This window comes from Claveliimonas bilis, from assembly GCF_030296775.1.
Classification (GTDB): domain Bacteria; phylum Bacillota; class Clostridia; order Lachnospirales; family Lachnospiraceae; genus Claveliimonas; species Claveliimonas bilis.
Genome location: NZ_AP027742.1, coordinates 2,167,181 through 2,184,280, shown reverse-complemented (window position 1 = coordinate 2,184,280; position 17,100 = coordinate 2,167,181). Strand labels below are relative to the sequence as shown.

18 protein-coding genes, 1 tRNA gene and 1 other annotated feature are annotated in these 17,100 nt (G+C 44.5%); of the genes, 12 read left to right on the top strand and 7 right to left on the bottom strand.

What is annotated here, in order from left to right; translation table 11 throughout:
- Window positions 1–49: 49 nt before the first annotated feature.
- From guaB to thrS, 5 genes are all read left to right on the top strand, one after another.
- Window positions 50–1,504: an IMP dehydrogenase gene (gene guaB / locus R2J37_RS10660; protein WP_230105717.1), complete on the top strand. Its 1,455-nt coding sequence runs from the start codon at window positions 50–52 to the stop codon at window positions 1,502–1,504.
- A 137-nt stretch (window positions 1,505–1,641) separates the two neighbouring features.
- Complete coding sequence (locus R2J37_RS10655; RefSeq protein WP_256193781.1) at window positions 1,642–2,676, top strand: aldose epimerase family protein; 1,035 nt, start codon at window positions 1,642–1,644, stop codon at window positions 2,674–2,676.
- A gap of 93 nt (window positions 2,677–2,769) precedes the next feature.
- Entirely contained in the window at window positions 2,770–3,459 is a 690-nt protein-coding gene (locus R2J37_RS10650; protein WP_230105719.1) for a peptidoglycan recognition protein family protein, read from the top strand.
- 14 nt (window positions 3,460–3,473) lie between these two features.
- Window positions 3,474–4,073, top strand: a complete 600-nt coding sequence (locus R2J37_RS10645) for a DNA-3-methyladenine glycosylase I (protein WP_316264948.1) — start codon at window positions 3,474–3,476, stop codon at window positions 4,071–4,073.
- A gap of 139 nt (window positions 4,074–4,212) precedes the next feature.
- Window positions 4,213–4,439 (top strand) — a binding site (T-box leader).
- A 200-nt stretch (window positions 4,440–4,639) separates the two neighbouring features.
- The gene (thrS, locus tag R2J37_RS10640) at window positions 4,640–6,391 is read left to right on the top strand and encodes a threonine--tRNA ligase (RefSeq protein ID WP_276535516.1); all 1,752 of its coding nucleotides are present in this window, start codon (window positions 4,640–4,642) and stop codon (window positions 6,389–6,391) included.
- Window positions 6,392–6,634: 243 nt separating this feature from the next.
- Here the strand turns inward: thrS and R2J37_RS10635 are convergent, their stop codons facing one another.
- Window positions 6,635–6,835, bottom strand: coding sequence for a hypothetical protein (locus tag R2J37_RS10635; protein WP_230105722.1), 201 nt, complete (start codon window positions 6,833–6,835; stop codon window positions 6,635–6,637).
- A gap of 119 nt (window positions 6,836–6,954) precedes the next feature.
- Window positions 6,955–8,955 (bottom strand): NAD(P)/FAD-dependent oxidoreductase, encoded by a 2,001-nt coding sequence (locus R2J37_RS10630; protein WP_316264946.1) that lies wholly within the window; start codon window positions 8,953–8,955, stop codon window positions 6,955–6,957.
- Between the two features lie 205 nt (window positions 8,956–9,160).
- Here R2J37_RS10630 and R2J37_RS10625 point away from each other — a divergent pair, with 205 nt between their 5' ends.
- From R2J37_RS10625 to R2J37_RS10610, 4 genes are all read left to right on the top strand, one after another.
- Entirely contained in the window at window positions 9,161–9,946 is a 786-nt protein-coding gene (locus R2J37_RS10625; RefSeq protein ID WP_256193804.1) for a shikimate kinase, read from the top strand.
- Window positions 9,946–10,479, top strand: a complete 534-nt coding sequence (locus R2J37_RS10620; protein ID WP_230105725.1) for a YqeG family HAD IIIA-type phosphatase — start codon at window positions 9,946–9,948, stop codon at window positions 10,477–10,479. The genes R2J37_RS10625 and R2J37_RS10620 overlap by 1 nt, the downstream gene beginning before the upstream one ends.
- 62 nt (window positions 10,480–10,541) lie before the next feature.
- Window positions 10,542–11,099, top strand: a complete 558-nt coding sequence (gene efp / locus R2J37_RS10615; protein ID WP_230105726.1) for an elongation factor P — start codon at window positions 10,542–10,544, stop codon at window positions 11,097–11,099.
- Between the two features lie 156 nt (window positions 11,100–11,255).
- A complete protein-coding gene (locus R2J37_RS10610; protein ID WP_316264943.1) occupies window positions 11,256–12,158 on the top strand; it encodes a DUF5688 family protein in 903 nt (300 codons plus the stop codon).
- A gap of 62 nt (window positions 12,159–12,220) precedes the next feature.
- Here R2J37_RS10610 and R2J37_RS10605 read toward each other — a convergent pair.
- Window positions 12,221–12,292: transfer RNA gene (locus R2J37_RS10605), tRNA-Arg, on the bottom strand.
- A gap of 110 nt (window positions 12,293–12,402) precedes the next feature.
- On the opposite strand from R2J37_RS10605, the gene R2J37_RS10600 reads away from it, so the two are divergent.
- From R2J37_RS10600 to R2J37_RS10590, 3 genes are read left to right on the top strand one after another with little or no spacing between them, the layout of a single operon-like run.
- Window positions 12,403–13,032: a hypothetical protein gene (locus R2J37_RS10600; protein ID WP_316264942.1), complete on the top strand. Its 630-nt coding sequence runs from the start codon at window positions 12,403–12,405 to the stop codon at window positions 13,030–13,032.
- A gap of 47 nt (window positions 13,033–13,079) precedes the next feature.
- Window positions 13,080–13,787: an AzlC family ABC transporter permease gene (locus tag R2J37_RS10595; protein WP_230105729.1), complete on the top strand. Its 708-nt coding sequence runs from the start codon at window positions 13,080–13,082 to the stop codon at window positions 13,785–13,787.
- Window positions 13,778–14,110: a branched-chain amino acid transporter permease gene (locus R2J37_RS10590; RefSeq protein WP_230105730.1), complete on the top strand. Its 333-nt coding sequence runs from the start codon at window positions 13,778–13,780 to the stop codon at window positions 14,108–14,110. Before R2J37_RS10595 ends, R2J37_RS10590 begins: the two co-directional genes overlap by 10 nt.
- Before the next feature lie 85 nt (window positions 14,111–14,195).
- Here R2J37_RS10590 and R2J37_RS10585 read toward each other — a convergent pair whose 3' ends face one another.
- The 4 genes from R2J37_RS10585 to R2J37_RS10570 all read right to left on the bottom strand — a co-directional run bounded on the left by R2J37_RS10585 (window position 14,196) and on the right by R2J37_RS10570 (window position 17,085).
- Window positions 14,196–15,014, bottom strand: a complete 819-nt coding sequence (locus R2J37_RS10585) for a hypothetical protein (RefSeq protein WP_256193810.1) — start codon at window positions 15,012–15,014, stop codon at window positions 14,196–14,198.
- Window positions 15,008–15,709, bottom strand: a complete 702-nt coding sequence (locus tag R2J37_RS10580; RefSeq protein ID WP_256193812.1) for an ABC transporter ATP-binding protein — start codon at window positions 15,707–15,709, stop codon at window positions 15,008–15,010. The genes R2J37_RS10585 and R2J37_RS10580 overlap by 7 nt, the downstream gene beginning before the upstream one ends.
- 2 nt (window positions 15,710–15,711) lie before the next feature.
- Window positions 15,712–16,080, bottom strand: a complete 369-nt coding sequence (locus tag R2J37_RS10575; protein WP_230105733.1) for a GntR family transcriptional regulator — start codon at window positions 16,078–16,080, stop codon at window positions 15,712–15,714.
- 108 nt (window positions 16,081–16,188) lie between these two features.
- A complete protein-coding gene (locus R2J37_RS10570) occupies window positions 16,189–17,085 on the bottom strand; it encodes a deoxyribonuclease IV (RefSeq protein WP_256193814.1) in 897 nt (298 codons plus the stop codon).
- Window positions 17,086–17,100: the final 15 nt, after the last annotated feature.

Sequence of the window (17,100 nt, the reverse complement as noted above, 5' to 3'; positions counted from 1 at the left end):
ATGATAGCACATAAACATAAGATGGATAAAGAAAGAGAGGATTTCAACGATGGGAAAAATTATTGGAGAAGGAATTACATTTGATGACGTACTATTGGTACCGGGTTATTCAGAGGTGATTCCAAATCAGGTAGACTTATCGACTGATCTGACAAAGAAGATCAGACTGAATATTCCTATGATGAGTGCAGGGATGGACACTGTAACAGAACACCGTATGGCGATTGCTATGGCAAGACAGGGAGGGATCGGTGTCATCCATAAAAATATGTCCATTGAGCAGCAGGCAGAAGAAGTGGACAAGGTAAAACGTTCAGAGAATGGCGTTATCACAGACCCGTTTTATCTTTCTCCTGAAAATACACTGGCAGATGCAAATGAGCTGATGGCTAAGTTCCGTATTTCCGGTGTGCCGATCACGGAAGGGAAAAAGCTGGTAGGTATCATTACCAACCGTGATCTGAAATTCGAGGAGGATTTTACAAAGAAGATCAAAGAATCCATGACTGCAGAAGGCCTGATCACAGCACCGGAGGGAATTACCCTGGAAGAGGCGAAAAAGATCCTGGCTAAGGCAAGAAAAGAAAAACTTCCTATCGTTGATGAAAACTTTAATTTAAAAGGTCTGATTACCATTAAGGACATTGAGAAACAGATTAAATATCCGTTGTCTGCAAAGGACGGGCAGGGACGCCTTCTGTGCGGCGCAGCGATCGGTATTACGGCAAACTGTCTGGAGAGAGCCCAGGAGCTGGTAAATGCAAAGGTGGATGTGATCGTTATGGACTCCGCTCACGGACACTCTGCAAACGTTCTGCGTACGGTTGATATGGTGAAATCAAAGTTCCCGGATCTTCAGGTGATCGCAGGAAATGTAGCGACCGGAGAGGCCACAGAGGCTTTGATCAAAGCCGGAGTGGATGCTGTGAAGGTGGGAATCGGACCGGGATCTATCTGTACAACCCGTGTTGTTGCAGGAATTGGTGTACCGCAGATTACAGCGGTAATGGACTGCTATGAAGTGGCGGACAAATACGGTATTCCGATTATTGCAGATGGTGGAATCAAGTATTCCGGAGATATGACAAAGGCTATTGCGGCAGGAGCCAATGTATGTATGATGGGAAGCATTTTTGCGGGATGTGACGAAAGCCCGGGAACATTCGAATTGTTCCAGGGAAGAAAATACAAAGTGTACAGAGGTATGGGTTCCATTGCTGCTATGGAAAACGGAAGCAAAGACCGCTACTTCCAGTCTGATGCGAAAAAGCTTGTGCCGGAGGGCGTGGAAGGCCGTGTGGCATATAAGGGAACAGTGGAAGATACAGTGTTCCAGCTTATGGGCGGTCTGCGTTCCGGTATGGGATACTGCGGAACTCCGACTATTGAAGATCTGAAGAAGAATGCAAGATTTATTAAGATTTCCGCTGCATCTTTGAAAGAAAGCCATCCTCATGATATTCATATCACAAAGGAAGCGCCGAACTACAGTGTAGACGAGTAAAGAGAGTTTAGCGGAAACGGCGTATCAATAGAAATATATAAGAAGGAGCAAGGGCAGAGAAATTTGCATTGTTCCTTCTTTTCTTTTTCGCTATAATAATTGATAGAAGTGTCGGTGTATGAGAGGAGAAAGAAACTATGAAAGAGATATTTGGAAAATTATCAGACGGACGGGAGATATCCCTTTTTACTCTGAAGAACAAAAACGGTATGGAAATCCGGGTCAGTGATTACGGCGCGGTTTTGGTCAATGTATTTGTGCCGGATAAAAACGGAGAAAAACGGGATGTGGTATTGGGGTATGACAATCCGCAAGGATATGAAAATGGAGACAAATTTTTCGGGGCTATAGTGGGAAGAAGCGCCAATCGTATTGGAGGGGCCTGCTTCACTTTGAACGGAAAAACATATCGGCTGGAAAAAAACGATCATGACAATAACCTCCATAGTGGGATGGATTTTTATAATAAGCGGATATGGCAGGTGAAAGAGGCAGATGACAGCCATGTGATCTTCCTGCTTCACAGTCCGGATATGGATCAGGGGTATCCGGGAGCCGTGGATATCGAAGTGACGTACACTCTGACAGAGGACAACGGAGTAAATATCCATTATCATGCAGTACCCGCAGCAGATACCATTTTGAATCTGACGAATCACAGTTATTTTAATCTGGATGGAGAGGGAACAGGGACGGTGTTGGAGCAGAAAGTGTGGATAAATGCTGATACCTATACTCCGGCAGATAAAGCTTCCATTCCGACAGGAGAGATTATCCCGGTAGCAGGAACTCCTATGGACTTCCGGACAGGAAAGTTACTCGGAGAGGAGATAGACAGCAGCTATGAGGCGTTAAAGTTGGGAGGCGGATATGATCATAACTGGGTACTGAATGGAAGCGGGCTTAGGAAAGCGGCAGAACTCCTTTCAGGGCAAAGCGGGATCAAAATGGAAGTTTATACGGATCTTCCGGGAATGCAGGTGTATACAGCGAATTTTCTGGAAGATGACCACGGGAAAAACGGTCATACATATGGAAGAAGAAGCGCAGTGTGTTTTGAGACACAGTATTTCCCGGATGCAGTAAATAAAGAGCAGTTTGCAAGTCCTGTTGTTTCAGCAGGAGAAATTTATGAGACAGAAACAAGATATTGCTTTTCTGTTGTTTCTTAAAATTTCAGGAAAAGATAAGTAAGTCTTCAGATTTCTTTTCGCAGCATATGATAGAATGAATATACAGTATGGCAAAAGTGTGGGAAAGAGAAGATGAATACAACGAGAAATATAAAAAGGAGAAAGACAAAAGCACAGCATCAAAGGCAGATGAAAAAATACTGGAAGAGAGGAATGATCTTCCTGGCTGTCCTTCTGGTCGCTTTGATCGGGATAAGAGTTCTGAAACCGGAATGGCTTGGCAGAGGGTACATAGAGTTTCAAAGCGATGAGATCGACGCCAGCAAGCCGGATATAGATGTGGAGCTGCTGACAGTAAATCCATATTCCCGGCCGGGGGCAGAGACAAATAGGATTACAGGAATTGTAGTGCATTATACAGCCAATCCCGGTTCTACAGCAATGGAAAACAGGGATTATTTTGAGGGATTAAAAGACAGCCATGAGACTCAGGCCAGCAGTAATTTTATTGTAGGATTGGATGGGGAGGTTGTACAGTGCGTTCCGACATGGGAAGTGGCCTATGCTTCTAATTCCAGAAATATAGATACGGTCTCCATTGAATGCTGTCATCCGGATGAGACAGGAGAGTTTACAGATGAAACCTACAACTCCCTGGTGCAGCTGTGTGCCTGGCTGTGTATGAAGTTTCAGCTGGACGCAGAGGATGTCATACGCCATTATGATGTGACAGGAAAGATCTGTCCAAAGTATTTTGTGGAGAATGAAGATGCCTGGAGTAATTTTAAGGAAGATGTACAGGCGGCTATAGACCGGACCTGAGAGGGGGATGCTGAATGAACCGATGCCCATGGTGTACATGTAATGATAAAATGATCCGTTATCATGATGAAGAGTGGGGAGTCCCGCTTCATGATGATCAAAAACAGTTTGAATTTCTTATGATGGAAGTCATGCAGTGCGGCCTCAACTGGAACATGATGATACAGAAGAGGGAAATCTTCCGGAAATGTTTTGAGGGATTTGATTTTGAAAAAGTAGCAGAATATGAAGAAAAGGATATCGAGCGGATTATGAACACGGAAGGAATGATCCGCTCCAGAAGAAAAATTGAGGCTGTTATACATAATGCCCGCTGTTTTCAGAAGATCAGAGAAGAATGGGGATCTTTCAGCGCCTATATCTGGCATTTTACGGATGGAAAGACCTATCTCTACACCGGACATAAAGATGGCAAGATACCTGCAAGAAACGGATTATCTGACAGGGTGAGCGCTGACCTGAAGAAAAGGGGGATGAAATACATGGGCTCCATTACAGTTTACTCTCATCTGCAGGCCTGCGGGATGATCAATGATCATCAGGAATCCTGTTTTCGTTATCAGGAAATTGCGGGAATGTCTGATGCAGTACATAAAAGGCGCGATAAGGAATAAGAGGCGTTTTGTCGTTGTGTTCCTTCGGCTTTGCAGGAAAAAGACATTCGATTTTGTATGGAAAAAGCGAAAAAGATTGACTTTTCTATGTAGATGGTTATAATAAAAAATAGCTGGTCAGTCAGTGAAAATTAAAAAGATAAAAGCAGAGACGGAAAAGAGTATGCATGTGAACTATCCAGAGAGAGGGGCAGTTGGTGGAAGCCTCTTATAGCAGAAGATGACAGAAAACCATTCCCGAGCTGTGCTGCCCAACGAAGCAGAAGCTTTCAGTATGCAGCATCGTAACTCCGCGTTAAGGGGACAGGTTTTTTAGACCAAAGTGAAAAATGAAGGTGGAACCGTGCGAAAGACCGCACCCTTGCAACAGGCAGCATAAGCTGTCGGGCAGGGGTGCTTTTTTATTCAATAGGAACTCCGTTCCCTATCGAATAAAACGCTCCGCGGGATGCGCACTCGCGCGAAGTGGAAGTTGCCGTTAAAGCGACCGCGCTCGGCGCGAGAGTTCCTCTTGCGGAACTCTTTGTTCTTCAATGCAGGGTTTTGAAAAAGAAAGGAGAAAAGATATGAAAGTAAGCATGAAAGACGGATCTGTTCAGGAAATGGCATTTACGGATGAGATCGGGCAGGAGGCGTTTCGTCACACTACATCCCATATTCTGGCACAGGCGGTAAAACGGCTCTATCCTGATACGAAATGTGCTATCGGGCCGGCCATCAAGGACGGATTTTACTATGATTTTGAATTTAGTTTTCCGTTTACATCTGAAAATCTGGCAGATGTAGAAAAGGAAATGAGAAAGATTGTAAAGGAAGCCCTTCCTCTTGAGAGAAGCAGCGTCAGCAGAGAAGAAGCTCTCAAACTGATGGAGGAGAGAAATGAACCTTATAAGGTGGAACTGATAGAAGAGCTGCCGGAAGGAGAAGAGATCAGCCTCTACAGACAGGGAGAATTCGTAGACCTGTGTGCAGGACCTCATGTTTCCAACACAAGTGTTGTGAAAGCATTTAAGCTCCAGAGTGTGGCAGGAGCATACTGGCATGGTGATGAGCACAATCAGATGCTGACAAGAATTTACGGTACATCCTTCCCGAAAGCAGCGGAGCTGGACGAATACCTGAAACGTATGGAAGAGGCAAAAAAGAGAGACCACAGAAAGCTTGGAAAAGAGCTTGGACTGTTTGCCATCATGGAGGAGGGTCCGGGATTTCCATTCTTCCTTCCGAAAGGAATGGTTCTTAAAAACCTTCTGATCGATTACTGGAGAGAACTCCATACAAGAGAAGGATATGTGGAGATTTCCACTCCTATCATTTTAAGCCGTCATCTGTGGGAAAATTCAGGACACTGGGATCACTACAAAGACAACATGTATACCACAGTCATTGACGAGGAAGATTATGCAGTAAAACCAATGAACTGCCCGGGCGGAATGCTGGTATATAAAGTAGAGCCGCGTTCTTATAAAGATCTCCCGATGCGGGTTGGTGAGCTGGGATTGGTTCACCGTCATGAAAAATCCGGACAGCTTCACGGCCTGATGCGTGTGCGCTGCTTCACACAGGACGATGCCCATATTTTCATGACAGAAGATCAAATCCAGGACGAGATCAAAGGCGTTGCAAGACTGATTGATGAGGTATATTCCAAATTCGGATTTAAATATCATGTAGAGCTTTCTACAAGACCGGAAGACAGTATGGGAAGCGACGCAGACTGGGAGATGGCAACAGATGCTCTCCGTGGAGCACTGGAAGATCTTGGTCTTGATTATGTGGTAAATGAAGGAGACGGTGCGTTCTATGGACCGAAGATCGACTTCCATCTGGAAGATTCTATCGGAAGGACATGGCAGTGCGGAACAATTCAGCTCGACTTCCAGATGCCACAGAGATTTGAACTGGAGTATACAGGAGCAGACGGGGAGAAACACCGTCCGATCATGATCCACAGAGTAGCCTTTGGATCCATTGAGCGTTTCATCGGTATCCTGATCGAACATTATGCAGGGAAATTCCCGACCTGGCTTGCGCCTGTACAGGTGAAAATCCTTCCGGTATCAGAGAAATTTGCAGACTATGCAAAAGAAGTTTCTGATTCTTTGAAAGCAGCGGGAATCCGCGTAGAGACTGATGACAGAAATGAGAAGCTGGGATACAAGATCCGCAGCGCTCAGATGGAAAAAGTTCCATACATGCTGATTGTTGGTGAGAAAGAGGTAGAAGAGAAAGCAGTGTCAGTCCGTAAGAGAGACGAAGGCGACATTGGAAGCATGAAAGTAGAGGAATTTACCGCGAAAGTGCTGGAAGATAAATAGTGCTGAATCAGCAGAAGAGGAAAAGAAGGTAAAAGACAGCGTCAAGCGCTGAAAGAAGGATAGAAGCGGGGATAGTATCTGAAAAAGATATTGTCCCTGCTTCTTTTTGCCCTGAAGCAGTCAGTCAAATGATAAAAAGAAAAAAAGCAGATACGTACTGTACTGCTCATCACAAAAGATATATGGAATATTTCAGACTTTATCAGGAGATTTACAGAAGGCTTGAAGATCTGTTCCCTAAGTTCACATAGGATTTTCCATGATAACCATTCTGGCAACTGTCTGCGGATCTTCGCCATAGCTCTGTCTGGAAATCAGGATATTGTAAATATAGGTTTCGTCCAGTTCGAGCAGAGAAGAAATTTCGCTGATGCTTTTCCCGTCATCGTTTAAGGCGAGAACCTGCTGGACGTCTTTTGTAACTTCATTTAATGTTTTGGGCATGGGATAAGGTCCTTTCTTTCATATCTTTTTCTATAATGGCAGCGCTGCCCTACAGACAAGGCAGCACTGTCAAAATATTATGGATCTATTGTAATACAGATGAATGAAAAATGCAAATCTTACAGGTAGTGCAGTCTGTCTAATGTGGCAAGTACCATGTGGCGGCCGGCGTCGGTACCGTCGATGATGCGTCTTGCACGGACAGAGTCTCCGATGTTGAGGATCTCGGTGTCTTCTCCGTCGAATCCTTCTACAATCTCATCCCACAGAGGCGCATAAGCTTTCATGCCGAGGCATACAAAACCATAATCAAAGGGAAGTTCCTCCTCCTTTCCATCTCTTTTCACAATGAAGGAGTGAGGATTTACTTTCTGAAGAGCAGTGTTGACAAGCTGTGTTACCTGATGTTTTTCCATGCATTCTTTCATGCTGGAAGTAGAAGAAGCGTCCAGCCCGTTTCCGATCGTTGGAAGCATTTCAATGATGGTTGTCTTTGCTCCGCGGGGAGCGAAAAATTCTACAACATCCAGTCCTACTGCACCCCCGCCGATGACGATGACAGTCTTTCCGGTCATATCTTTGTCAAATGCTTCTACATTTCCCATCAGATCCTTGATTCCGTATACGCCGGAGCCTTCCTTGCCGAGGTTTTCATGAAGCCCGTCGATCGGAGGCAGAAGAGGAACAGATCCGGTTGCGTTCACGACAAGATCCGGATGATAGGATTTGATCATATCTACCGTTGTGTCTACGCCGGTTTTAATTGTAAGGTTTTTCAGTTTTTCCGCCCGGTGTTTCAGATAGGTCGGGAAGTCGGCCAGTCTTTTCTTTGCAGGGATTTTGGAAATTTCTACGGACAGGCCTCCGATATGATCCTGTTTTTCAAGTAAAGTAACGCTGCAGCCCACTTCCGCTGCTGTACATGCTGCCTCAAGTCCGGCTGTTCCGGCTCCTACTACAACTACGTTGCAAGGTTTCCTTACCTGCTGTTTTTTGTAGGCTTCTCCATTGATAAGATCCGGATTGATGGTGCAGCGCAGTGGTTTGTTTCCGCCGATACGGTTTCCTACACAGCCGATGTTGCAGGAGATACATTTGCGGATATCCTCTACATCGCCGTATCTTGCCTTGTTGCACCAGTCAGGATCAGCGATGAGTCCGCGGCCGATGCCGATGATGTCAGAATCTCCCCGTGCCAGGATGTCTTCTGCAACCTGCGGATTCCGGATATTTCCGATAGCGATAGTCGGTTTGTGGAATTTGTCCCGCACTGCTTTCGCCATATAGGAACGCCAGCCGTCCTCCAGATAGTTTGCGTCGATCTGATACTGGATGGATGGGTTTAAAGCGGAGGAGGTATCGAAAATATCAACCTCATCATTTAAAAATTCCAGATATTCCAGACAATCATCTACTGTGTTTCCGCCTTCTACAAGCTCGTCCACGCTGAGACGAAGAGAAATAGGAATCATAGGACCGACAGCCTTTCGCACCTCGTCAATAACCATACGGCAGAAGCGGGCTCGGTTCTCGGCGCATCCGCCAAATTCATCCGTGCGGTCATTCATAGTAGGAGATAAAAACTGGCTGATGAGATAAGAATGTCCCGCATGGATCTCTACCATGTCAAATCCTGCGTTTACTGCGCGCCTGGCAGCAGTGCCGTAATCTTTGGCAATGCTTTCCAACTCTTCCCTGGTAAGAGGGCGGGGGAGCTCTCCGCCTGGTTTGGAAGGAAGGGTGGAAGCGGAGACAGGCTGCATACCTATTCTGGAAGACATAGCGGATGCTCCTGCATGGTTCAGCTGCACGCCTATGCAGGCGCCATATCTGTGACAGGCTTCTGTGAGATTGAAAAGACGGGGGATATAGCAGTCTTTATCAATACGAAGCTGTGTAGTTCCATTGGATCCTTCCGGATATTTTACACATACATTTTCTACAATGATAAGTCCTGTGCCGCCGCGGGCTCTGAGTTCATAGTATTTGATGTGTTCGTCGGTGAGCTCTCCGGTATGTCCTGCGAAGTCGCTTCCCATAGGCATCATTGCAACACGGTTTGGCATGACCATTCCTCTTACTTTAAGAGGACTAAAGATATGTTTGAAGTTGTTCTTCATTTACGTTTACCTCCGTTTTATAAACCTTTGTTTGATCATATTATAAAATATTGTTAAAACAAAAACAAATTCATGTTTATGCCTTTGATGATAGAATCTGTCTATGGATTGAAAAATAAAAAGTGTTTTGTTATAATAAGTAACGATTCAGCCATGGGCCTAAGCAGTAGATCAGAGACTTGAACGGAAAAGGAGAAAAGGTGTAATGAATGATTTAGAGATGTATCGTGAACAGCTGGCGCTTTGTGATGATAAAATCATTGACGCTCTTGTGGAGAGAAATTCCATTGTGGAGAAGATTATGGCATATAAAGAGAAATACGGCATGCCGATTCTTCAGCCGCAGCAGGAGGAAAAGCAGAAAGCAAGACTGAAAGAAAAACTGGATGATAACAAATATAAAGAAGAAATTTACGATGTGTTCCGTCGGATCAACCGCAACAGTAAAAGGATACAGGCTCGAAAACTGTTCGATTACAATATTATATTGATTGGATTTATGGGAGCAGGCAAAACAACAGTTTCCGATTACTTGAGCACAATGTTCGCCATGAATATTGTGGAGATGGATCAGGTGATTTCAGAGAGAGAGGAAATGAGCATTCCGGATATTTTCGCTACATATGGAGAAGAGTATTTCCGGGAACTGGAGACAGATCTTCTGGTGGAGATGCAGAGCAGGAAGAATACCGTAGTTTCCTGTGGAGGGGGAGCTGCCTTAAGAGAAAGAAACGTAAAAGAGATGAAGAAAAACGGAAGGGTGGTTCTTCTGACAGCGAGCCCGGAGACAATCTATGAGCGGGTAAAGGACAGCAACGACCGTCCGGTTTTGAACGGAAGAAAGAATGTGGCTGGAATTTCCGAATTGATGGAGCAGCGCCGTGAAAAATATGAAGCAGCGGCAGATATTGTTGTCAATACAGACGGAAAAAGTGTTTTGCAGGTATGCGAGGAAATGATCCAGAAATTAACAGAAATGGAAGAAGAATAATGTTTGAAAAATTTTTCCCGGACCGGTATGTGGCGTCCACATATGTGATAGACTTTGAAAAATTATATAAAAATGGAATAAGGGGATTGATATTCGATATTGATAATACACTTGTACCTCATGGCGCCCCGGCGGATGAACGGGCCATCCGGCTTTTTAAACGTCTGAAAGAAATCGGGTTTTCCTGTTGTCTGATTTCCAATAATCAGGAAAAAAGGGTAAGGACTTTTAATGAACCCATTCAGGTGGATTATGTATATAATGCCCACAAGCCGTCCACAAAGAATTATAAGAAAGCTATGGAGATTATGGGGACAGATGTGTCGGATACGGTGTTTATAGGCGACCAGCTCTTTACGGATGTGTGGGGCGCCAAACGCACAGGCATTCCCAGTATCCTGGTACGTCCTATTCATCCTAAGGAAGAAATCCAGATTGTTCTGAAGCGCTATCTGGAAAATATTGTACTGCATTTTTATAAGAAAAGCCTGGAAAAGGAAAAAAAGGTTGAAAAAAGCAGTAAACTATTATAAAATGGTAAAAGTGAATAAGAATGCCATGTGCCGGGGGAAGGCACGATTTAAGGAGGATTATAATGGTTTCAGCAGGTGATTTCAAAAATGGTTTGACTGTAGAAATTGAAGGGAATATTTATCAGATCCTGGATTTCCAGCATGTAAAACCTGGTAAAGGCGCTGCTTTCGTGCGCACAAAATTAAAAAATATCATAAACGGCGGCGTGGTAGAAAAGACATTCCGTCCGACAGAAAAATTTGAGACAGCTCATATTGACAGAAAAGATATGCAGTACTTGTATACAGACGGTGATCTGTATAACTTTATGGATATGGAGACATATGACCAGCTGGCAGTAAATGCGGATGTGGTCGGAGATTCTCTGAAATTCGTAAAAGAGAACGAGACGGTAAAAGTGATTTCTCATCAGGGAAATGTGTTTGCTATTGAACCGCCTATCACTGTAGAGCTGCGAGTTACAGAGACAGAACCTGGTGTGAAGGGAGATACAGCAACAGGTGCTACAAAGCCGGCTATCGTAGAAACTGGAGCACAGATCATGGTTCCGCTGTTTGTAAATCAGGACGATGTTCTGAAGATCGACACACGTACAGGAGAATATTTGTCCAGAGTATAATGAGAAGTGTATACAGAGACAGATTCATCTGAATTTTAATAAGAAAAGAAAAAGCCTTGCATTTTGTGCGGGGCTTTTTTATAATGTAAGTTACCATAATATCTATCTGCCTGGATCTGCAAAAAGACAAAAGCATCTGATGGAGAAAGGAGCTTTATGTCATATGAAAAATTCGTGGAACTGTTGGAAAAAAGGCTTCGGGAGGCTTTGCCGGAAGAATGGGATATCTGTATCCGTACAGTGATCAAAAATAACGGGAGAGAGCGCAAGGGTATTGTGATCCGTGAGCCAGGGCTTAATATTTCTCCGACGATATATTTGGAGGGATATTTCGAGAGATATCAAAGAGGATATACTCTGGAAGAAATCGGGTGTCAGATTAAAGAACTGTACCAGCATGTGAAAGTGACGCACAGATGGGAGGGAGGATTTCTGACAGAATATGAAAATGTCAGGTCGAGGATTATTTACCGGGTAGTGAACTGTCGAAAAAACCAGGACTACCTTAGAGGAATCCCCTATGTTCCCTTTTTGGATCTGGCTGTTATCTTTTTTGTAATGCTGAATCTGGATGGTGAAGATAAAACGGCTTTCATGCCTGTGGGGGAAGAGCACCTTCGCCTGTGGAATGTGAAAAAGGAAGACGTTTACCGGGAGGCATGTCAAAATACACCAAGACTTCTTCCGGCTGAATTTGCGCCTATGCAGACTGTTATATATGAAATGGCAGGGGAGGAAGGCCCGGAAGAATGGGAGCAGGGCGAAGAGGATGTCCATATCCTGACAAACAGCAGCCGGAATTTTGGCGCAGCAGCCATACTCTATCCTTCCTGTCTGAAGCGTATCGGGGAATATCTGGGCAAAGACTTTTATATAATGCCAAGCAGTATCCATGAAGTGATCATTCTGCCGGTCAGTATGGCGCCCTCCTGGGAAGAACTGGATCTGATCGTCAGAGAGATGAATCAGACGCAGCTTGACAGAGAGGATGTGCTGTCTGACAGGGTCTATTTTTATTGCCGGGAGAAGGAGAAACTCATGCTGCCGGAAAAAGAATAAGAAGAACAAAGAGTTCCTGGCAAATTAAAAAAGAGCAGTCGGTATAAACTGACTGCTCTTTACGTCTCTGACCAGAGTCGAACTGGCGCACCTGCCTCCGGAGGGCAGTGCTCTATCCACTGAGCTACAGAGACAAGTAGTATAATAGCACAAATGGAACAAAATTACAAGATTGACTTTCAAAAAAATAGCGAGTATTATTTTTAGTGCCAGACTGCATACAGAATAAGAAGTGGAGGTAGAAATGAAGGGAAGACTGAAAAGCAGCGGCAGTACAGCAAAAAAGGGCAGGCTCCTTAAGATTGCAGCGGGATGTCTGATATTGTTAGTGCTGGCTGCAGCGGGATTCAATCTTACCAAAGAGAAAGCGAAAAGCCAGGAGACAAAGGATACGGCAGCAGAGCTGCAGGAAGACATTCAGAAGAAAGAAAACAAAGGCTGGGAGCTGATCGAAGAAAATCCACTGAAAGAAAATACGGATACAGCAATCGAACAGGCCGTCCATGATTATTATGAACAAAAGACAAGTGAAAACGGCTTCGCAGAAGGGTATAACAATCTTACAATCTATCTGAAAAAGGCAAGATATGAGGATTGCTATATTGCCTTTGTGAAATATACTATGAAGATAAAAGACATTTATACAGAGGTGCCGGGGATGGAAACACTGTATCTGAGAAAAGAGAAGGGAAAGTGGCAGATCCTCTCCGAAGGGGCGGAGGATGAGATCCTACAAGAAGCAGAAGAGGTTGCATCCCATAATGACGTACAGCAGTTTATGGCGGGAGTGCAGCAGGATTATGCCGGTGCGGTTGCATCGGATGCTATGCTTGCAGAGGTGCTGACAGATCTGGAACAGGCCTCCTCACGGTAGAGAAGTAAGAAATAGGATATACAACGGATAAAGGAAAGGAATAAGGGATGACAGGTTACAAACATGCATTCAGAAAGGCGTTTCCTTATACGATTCCTGTTTTGACGGGATATCTTTTTATTGGGATTGCCTTTGGCGTTATGTATGCGGAGAAAGGGTATTCCTTTTTATGGGCAATATTGATGAGCCTGCTTGTATATGCAGGCTCCGGGCAATATCTGGCAGTAAATTTTTTTACGCCGGGTATTTCTTTTGTACAAGTGATATTCATGACTTTAATGGTAAATATCAGACACATATTTTATGGGATATCACTGCTTGACAAATTTAATCAGATGGGGAAAAAAAGGTGGTATATGATCTTCGGTCTGACTGATGAAACCTATTCCCTTTTATGTACAACAAAAATACCGGAAGGAGTAGAAGAAGAAAAATTTCTATTTGCGATTTCTATTATGAATCAGTCCTACTGGGTAATCGGTTCTGCCATTGGAGGACTTGCAGGAAGTTTTCTGCCCTTCAATTCGGAAGGGATCGACTTTGCCATGACAGCGCTGTTTGTGGTGATCTTTGTGGAACAGTGGATGGATGCCAAAAACAGGATTCCGGAAACAATAGGCGTGGCGGCAGCGTTTCTCTGCCTGCAGATATTCGGAGCCGACAGTTTTGTGCTCCCTTCCATGCTTCTTATTATCATGATCCTTTTTGCAGGACGAAGGAAGCTGGATGAGAAGGAGGTGGCAAAATGCCGTTAAGTGCAGGAGTATCATTTGTAATTATTTTCCTTGTGGCGGCCACTACTTTTGCTACAAGAGTCGTTCCGTTTTTGATATTTCCAAAGGGGAAAGAGATACCGGAAGTGGTGCGTTATCTTGGAAGAGTGCTGACACCGGCAGTGATCGGTATGCTTGTGGTATACTGCCTGCGGGCGACACCTGTGGCAGAAGCGCCCCATGGGATTCCGGAAGCGGCTGCTGTCTTTGTGACAGCGGCGCTTCATGCCTGGAAGAGAAATAACCTTTTAAGTATCGGAGTAGGCACTGTGCTTTATATGGTGTTGATTCAAGTGTTTTTTTAGGAAAAAGAAAAAGGCATATGACGAGCTGCAGATTATACTGCAGAAGTCATATGCCTTTTTGTGCAAATATCCCTTCTCTGCAAGGTTAGCTTAAATTGATTTTCTTTTTCATAATAATATAAGAAATAATATAAAGTATGATGGCAAATACAATTTCCAGGGCAAAGGAAAGATTTAATATATTTGTCATATAGGAAGCAAAGGTAAAGTCAGAGTTGCCGACAGTACCTATTATAAGGTTATCAGTAAGCAGACCGTAAATCCCCATCAGTATGGTAGCCGCAATCGAGGAGATGGTGGTAAGGACAAAATAGGAAACAACAGCTCCCAATACCTTGTGACCGTTAAAAAGCTGCCCCAATATGACGGCTGACTGGATACTGACCACATTGACAACCGCGCCGATGAAGGTAAGTACTACCATATACAGCAAAAAGAAATGAAAGCTGCTCTGGCTGGAAAATCCCAAAAGCCGGATAAATTCTCCCCAATGAGCGCTGAGAGCTTCGGTAACAGGCGGGATAGCGATCAGGATAAAAGCGCACAGGTACAGGATGAAAGCATCAATAGCGCACCATATAGTTCCAGAGAGTGTCTTTGACAATAAGTGCATCCCTTTGGTGACGGGAAGGGTATTGGTGAGATATCCCTCATCGGAGAATAAATTTTTGTAAAATCTTACTGCTATAACGAGAAGGGTACCAAATGAAGCGCCCGCAAACAGGATGATATATACAGTAAAGGTCAAAGCAATAAGCAATTCGCTTATATCATCAGCTTCATAAGGAAATCTTCCGGTCAGGAATATGCGTCCCAGTATGGAAAATATAATCAGAAAAATATGAATGACGATCAGAAATCTGGTTGTAGATTTCAGATCATACCGAATCAGTTTGCCTAACATCTGAACACCTCCCGGAATAACGCATCTACAGATTTACCCTGATCCATTCGTATTTCATCTACCGCTGCATTGAGTACAACCTGCCCCTGCTTTAGAAAGAGAACCCGGTCCAGGATGTTTTCAATGTCTGTGATCAGATGGGTGGAGATCAGGATGGTCGCGTTTTCGTTGTAATTTGTCAATATGGTCTGAAGAATATAGTCCCTGGCAGCAGGGTCCACTCCACCAATCGGTTCATCCAGAACATACAGCTGGGCGTCACGGCTCATTACCAGGGCCAGCTGAACCTTTTCTTTTGTTCCCTTGGAGAGAGCGCGCATACGGGAGTTGACGTCGATCTCCAGATCTGTCATCATATGGTAAGCGCGGTCAGTGACAAAGTTTTCGTAAAAATCTGAAAAATAGGAAATGATATCCTTGATCTTCATTGAGGGATCCAGATAGGTCCGCTCCGGGAGATAGGATACGATCTTCTTTGTCTCAACGCCGGGCGCCATTCCATCGATCAGAACCTGTCCTTCTGTAGGAATCAAAAGATCATTGATCAGTTTGATCAAAGTGGTCTTTCCACTTCCGTTCGGTCCCAAAAGCCCGATGATCTGCCCCCGTTCCAGAACCAGATTCAGATTCGTAAGGGCGTTGACATGGTTGTTATATTGTTTGGTAAGCCCTTTGCATTCTAATATCGGCTTCATAGTCAGTGTTCCCCCTTTATAGCTTCCTGAAGTAGAGCAAGCGTCTCTTCATCCTGGAATCCGAGACTGCGCATTTTTTCAAAAAATTCATGGATATGGCTGGCAGCCTGTTCCTGTTTCATTTTTTTCAGCATAGCTTCATCCTCCGTTATAAACCGGCCGCTGGTTCTCTGGGCGTAAACCAGGCCGCTTCTCTCCAGTTCGGAAAGAGCTTTTTGCATTGTGTTTGGATTTACCGCGGCCTCCACGGCGAGATCTCTTACAGACGGAAGTTTATCGCCGGGTTTGTAGACTCCGGAAATGATATCCCTTTGTATCCGTTCCATAAGCTGCAGATAGATCGGGCGGTCATTATCTAATTCCCATGGCATGCATGTCACCTCGTTTCTATTGTACGATTTGATATCCAACAAATGTATTAGCTATATAATACAATAATACATAAATATAAAATTGTCAAGAGAAAAAGAAAAGCCGGCTTATTTGCCGGCGATTTCTTCCTGAAGACGGGAATTGAACTGTCCGCATCTTAACATCTGTATTTCTTCCCGATAAGGAGGGAAAGACTTTTTTGAATTTTCGGAAGAGGGGATATAGGGAGTTTCGAGAATCTTGGGAACATTTTCAAAATCAGGGTGATGCACAATGGTGTGAAGGGCATCAAAGCCAATGGTGCCAAAACCAATATTGGCGTGGCGGTCTTTGCGGGCGCCCATCGGATTCTTGCTGTCATTGATATGGAAGACCGCAATCTGATCTTTGCCCAGAATGCGGTCAAATTCATCGATCACACCGTCAAAGTTATTTTTAACATCATATCCACTGTCATTGGTGTGGCAGGTGTCAAAGCATACACGCAGCTTGTCGTTATACACAACGCCGTCATAAATGCGGGCGATTTCTTCAAAGCTTCGTCCGATTTCAGTCCCCTTTCCGGCCATTGTTTCCAGTGCGACATTGACGGTTGTTTCCCTGGTAAGGATGTGGTTTAGGCCGCGGATGATCTGAGCGATTCCAGCGGATACTCCTGCCCCCACATGAGCTCCGGGATGGAGGATCAGAGTGGAGCTTTTGCAGGCGGCAGTACGGTCAATCTCCAGGGCAAGAAATTCTTCTGCAAGTTCATAGGTTTCCGGTTTGACAGTATTTGCAAGATTGATAATGTAAGGGGCATGGACAAGGATCTGTCTGATCCCGTGTTCCTCCATATATTTCCAGGCCGGGTCGATATTCAACTCGCTGATGTCTTTTCGTTTTGTGTTTTGAGGCGCCCCGGTGTAAAACATAAATGTATCAGCTCCGTAGGTGACTGCTTCTTTTGCAGAGCCAAGGAGCATATCCTTTCCGCTCATTCCAACATGAGAACCAATGATCATAACATTCCTTCTTTC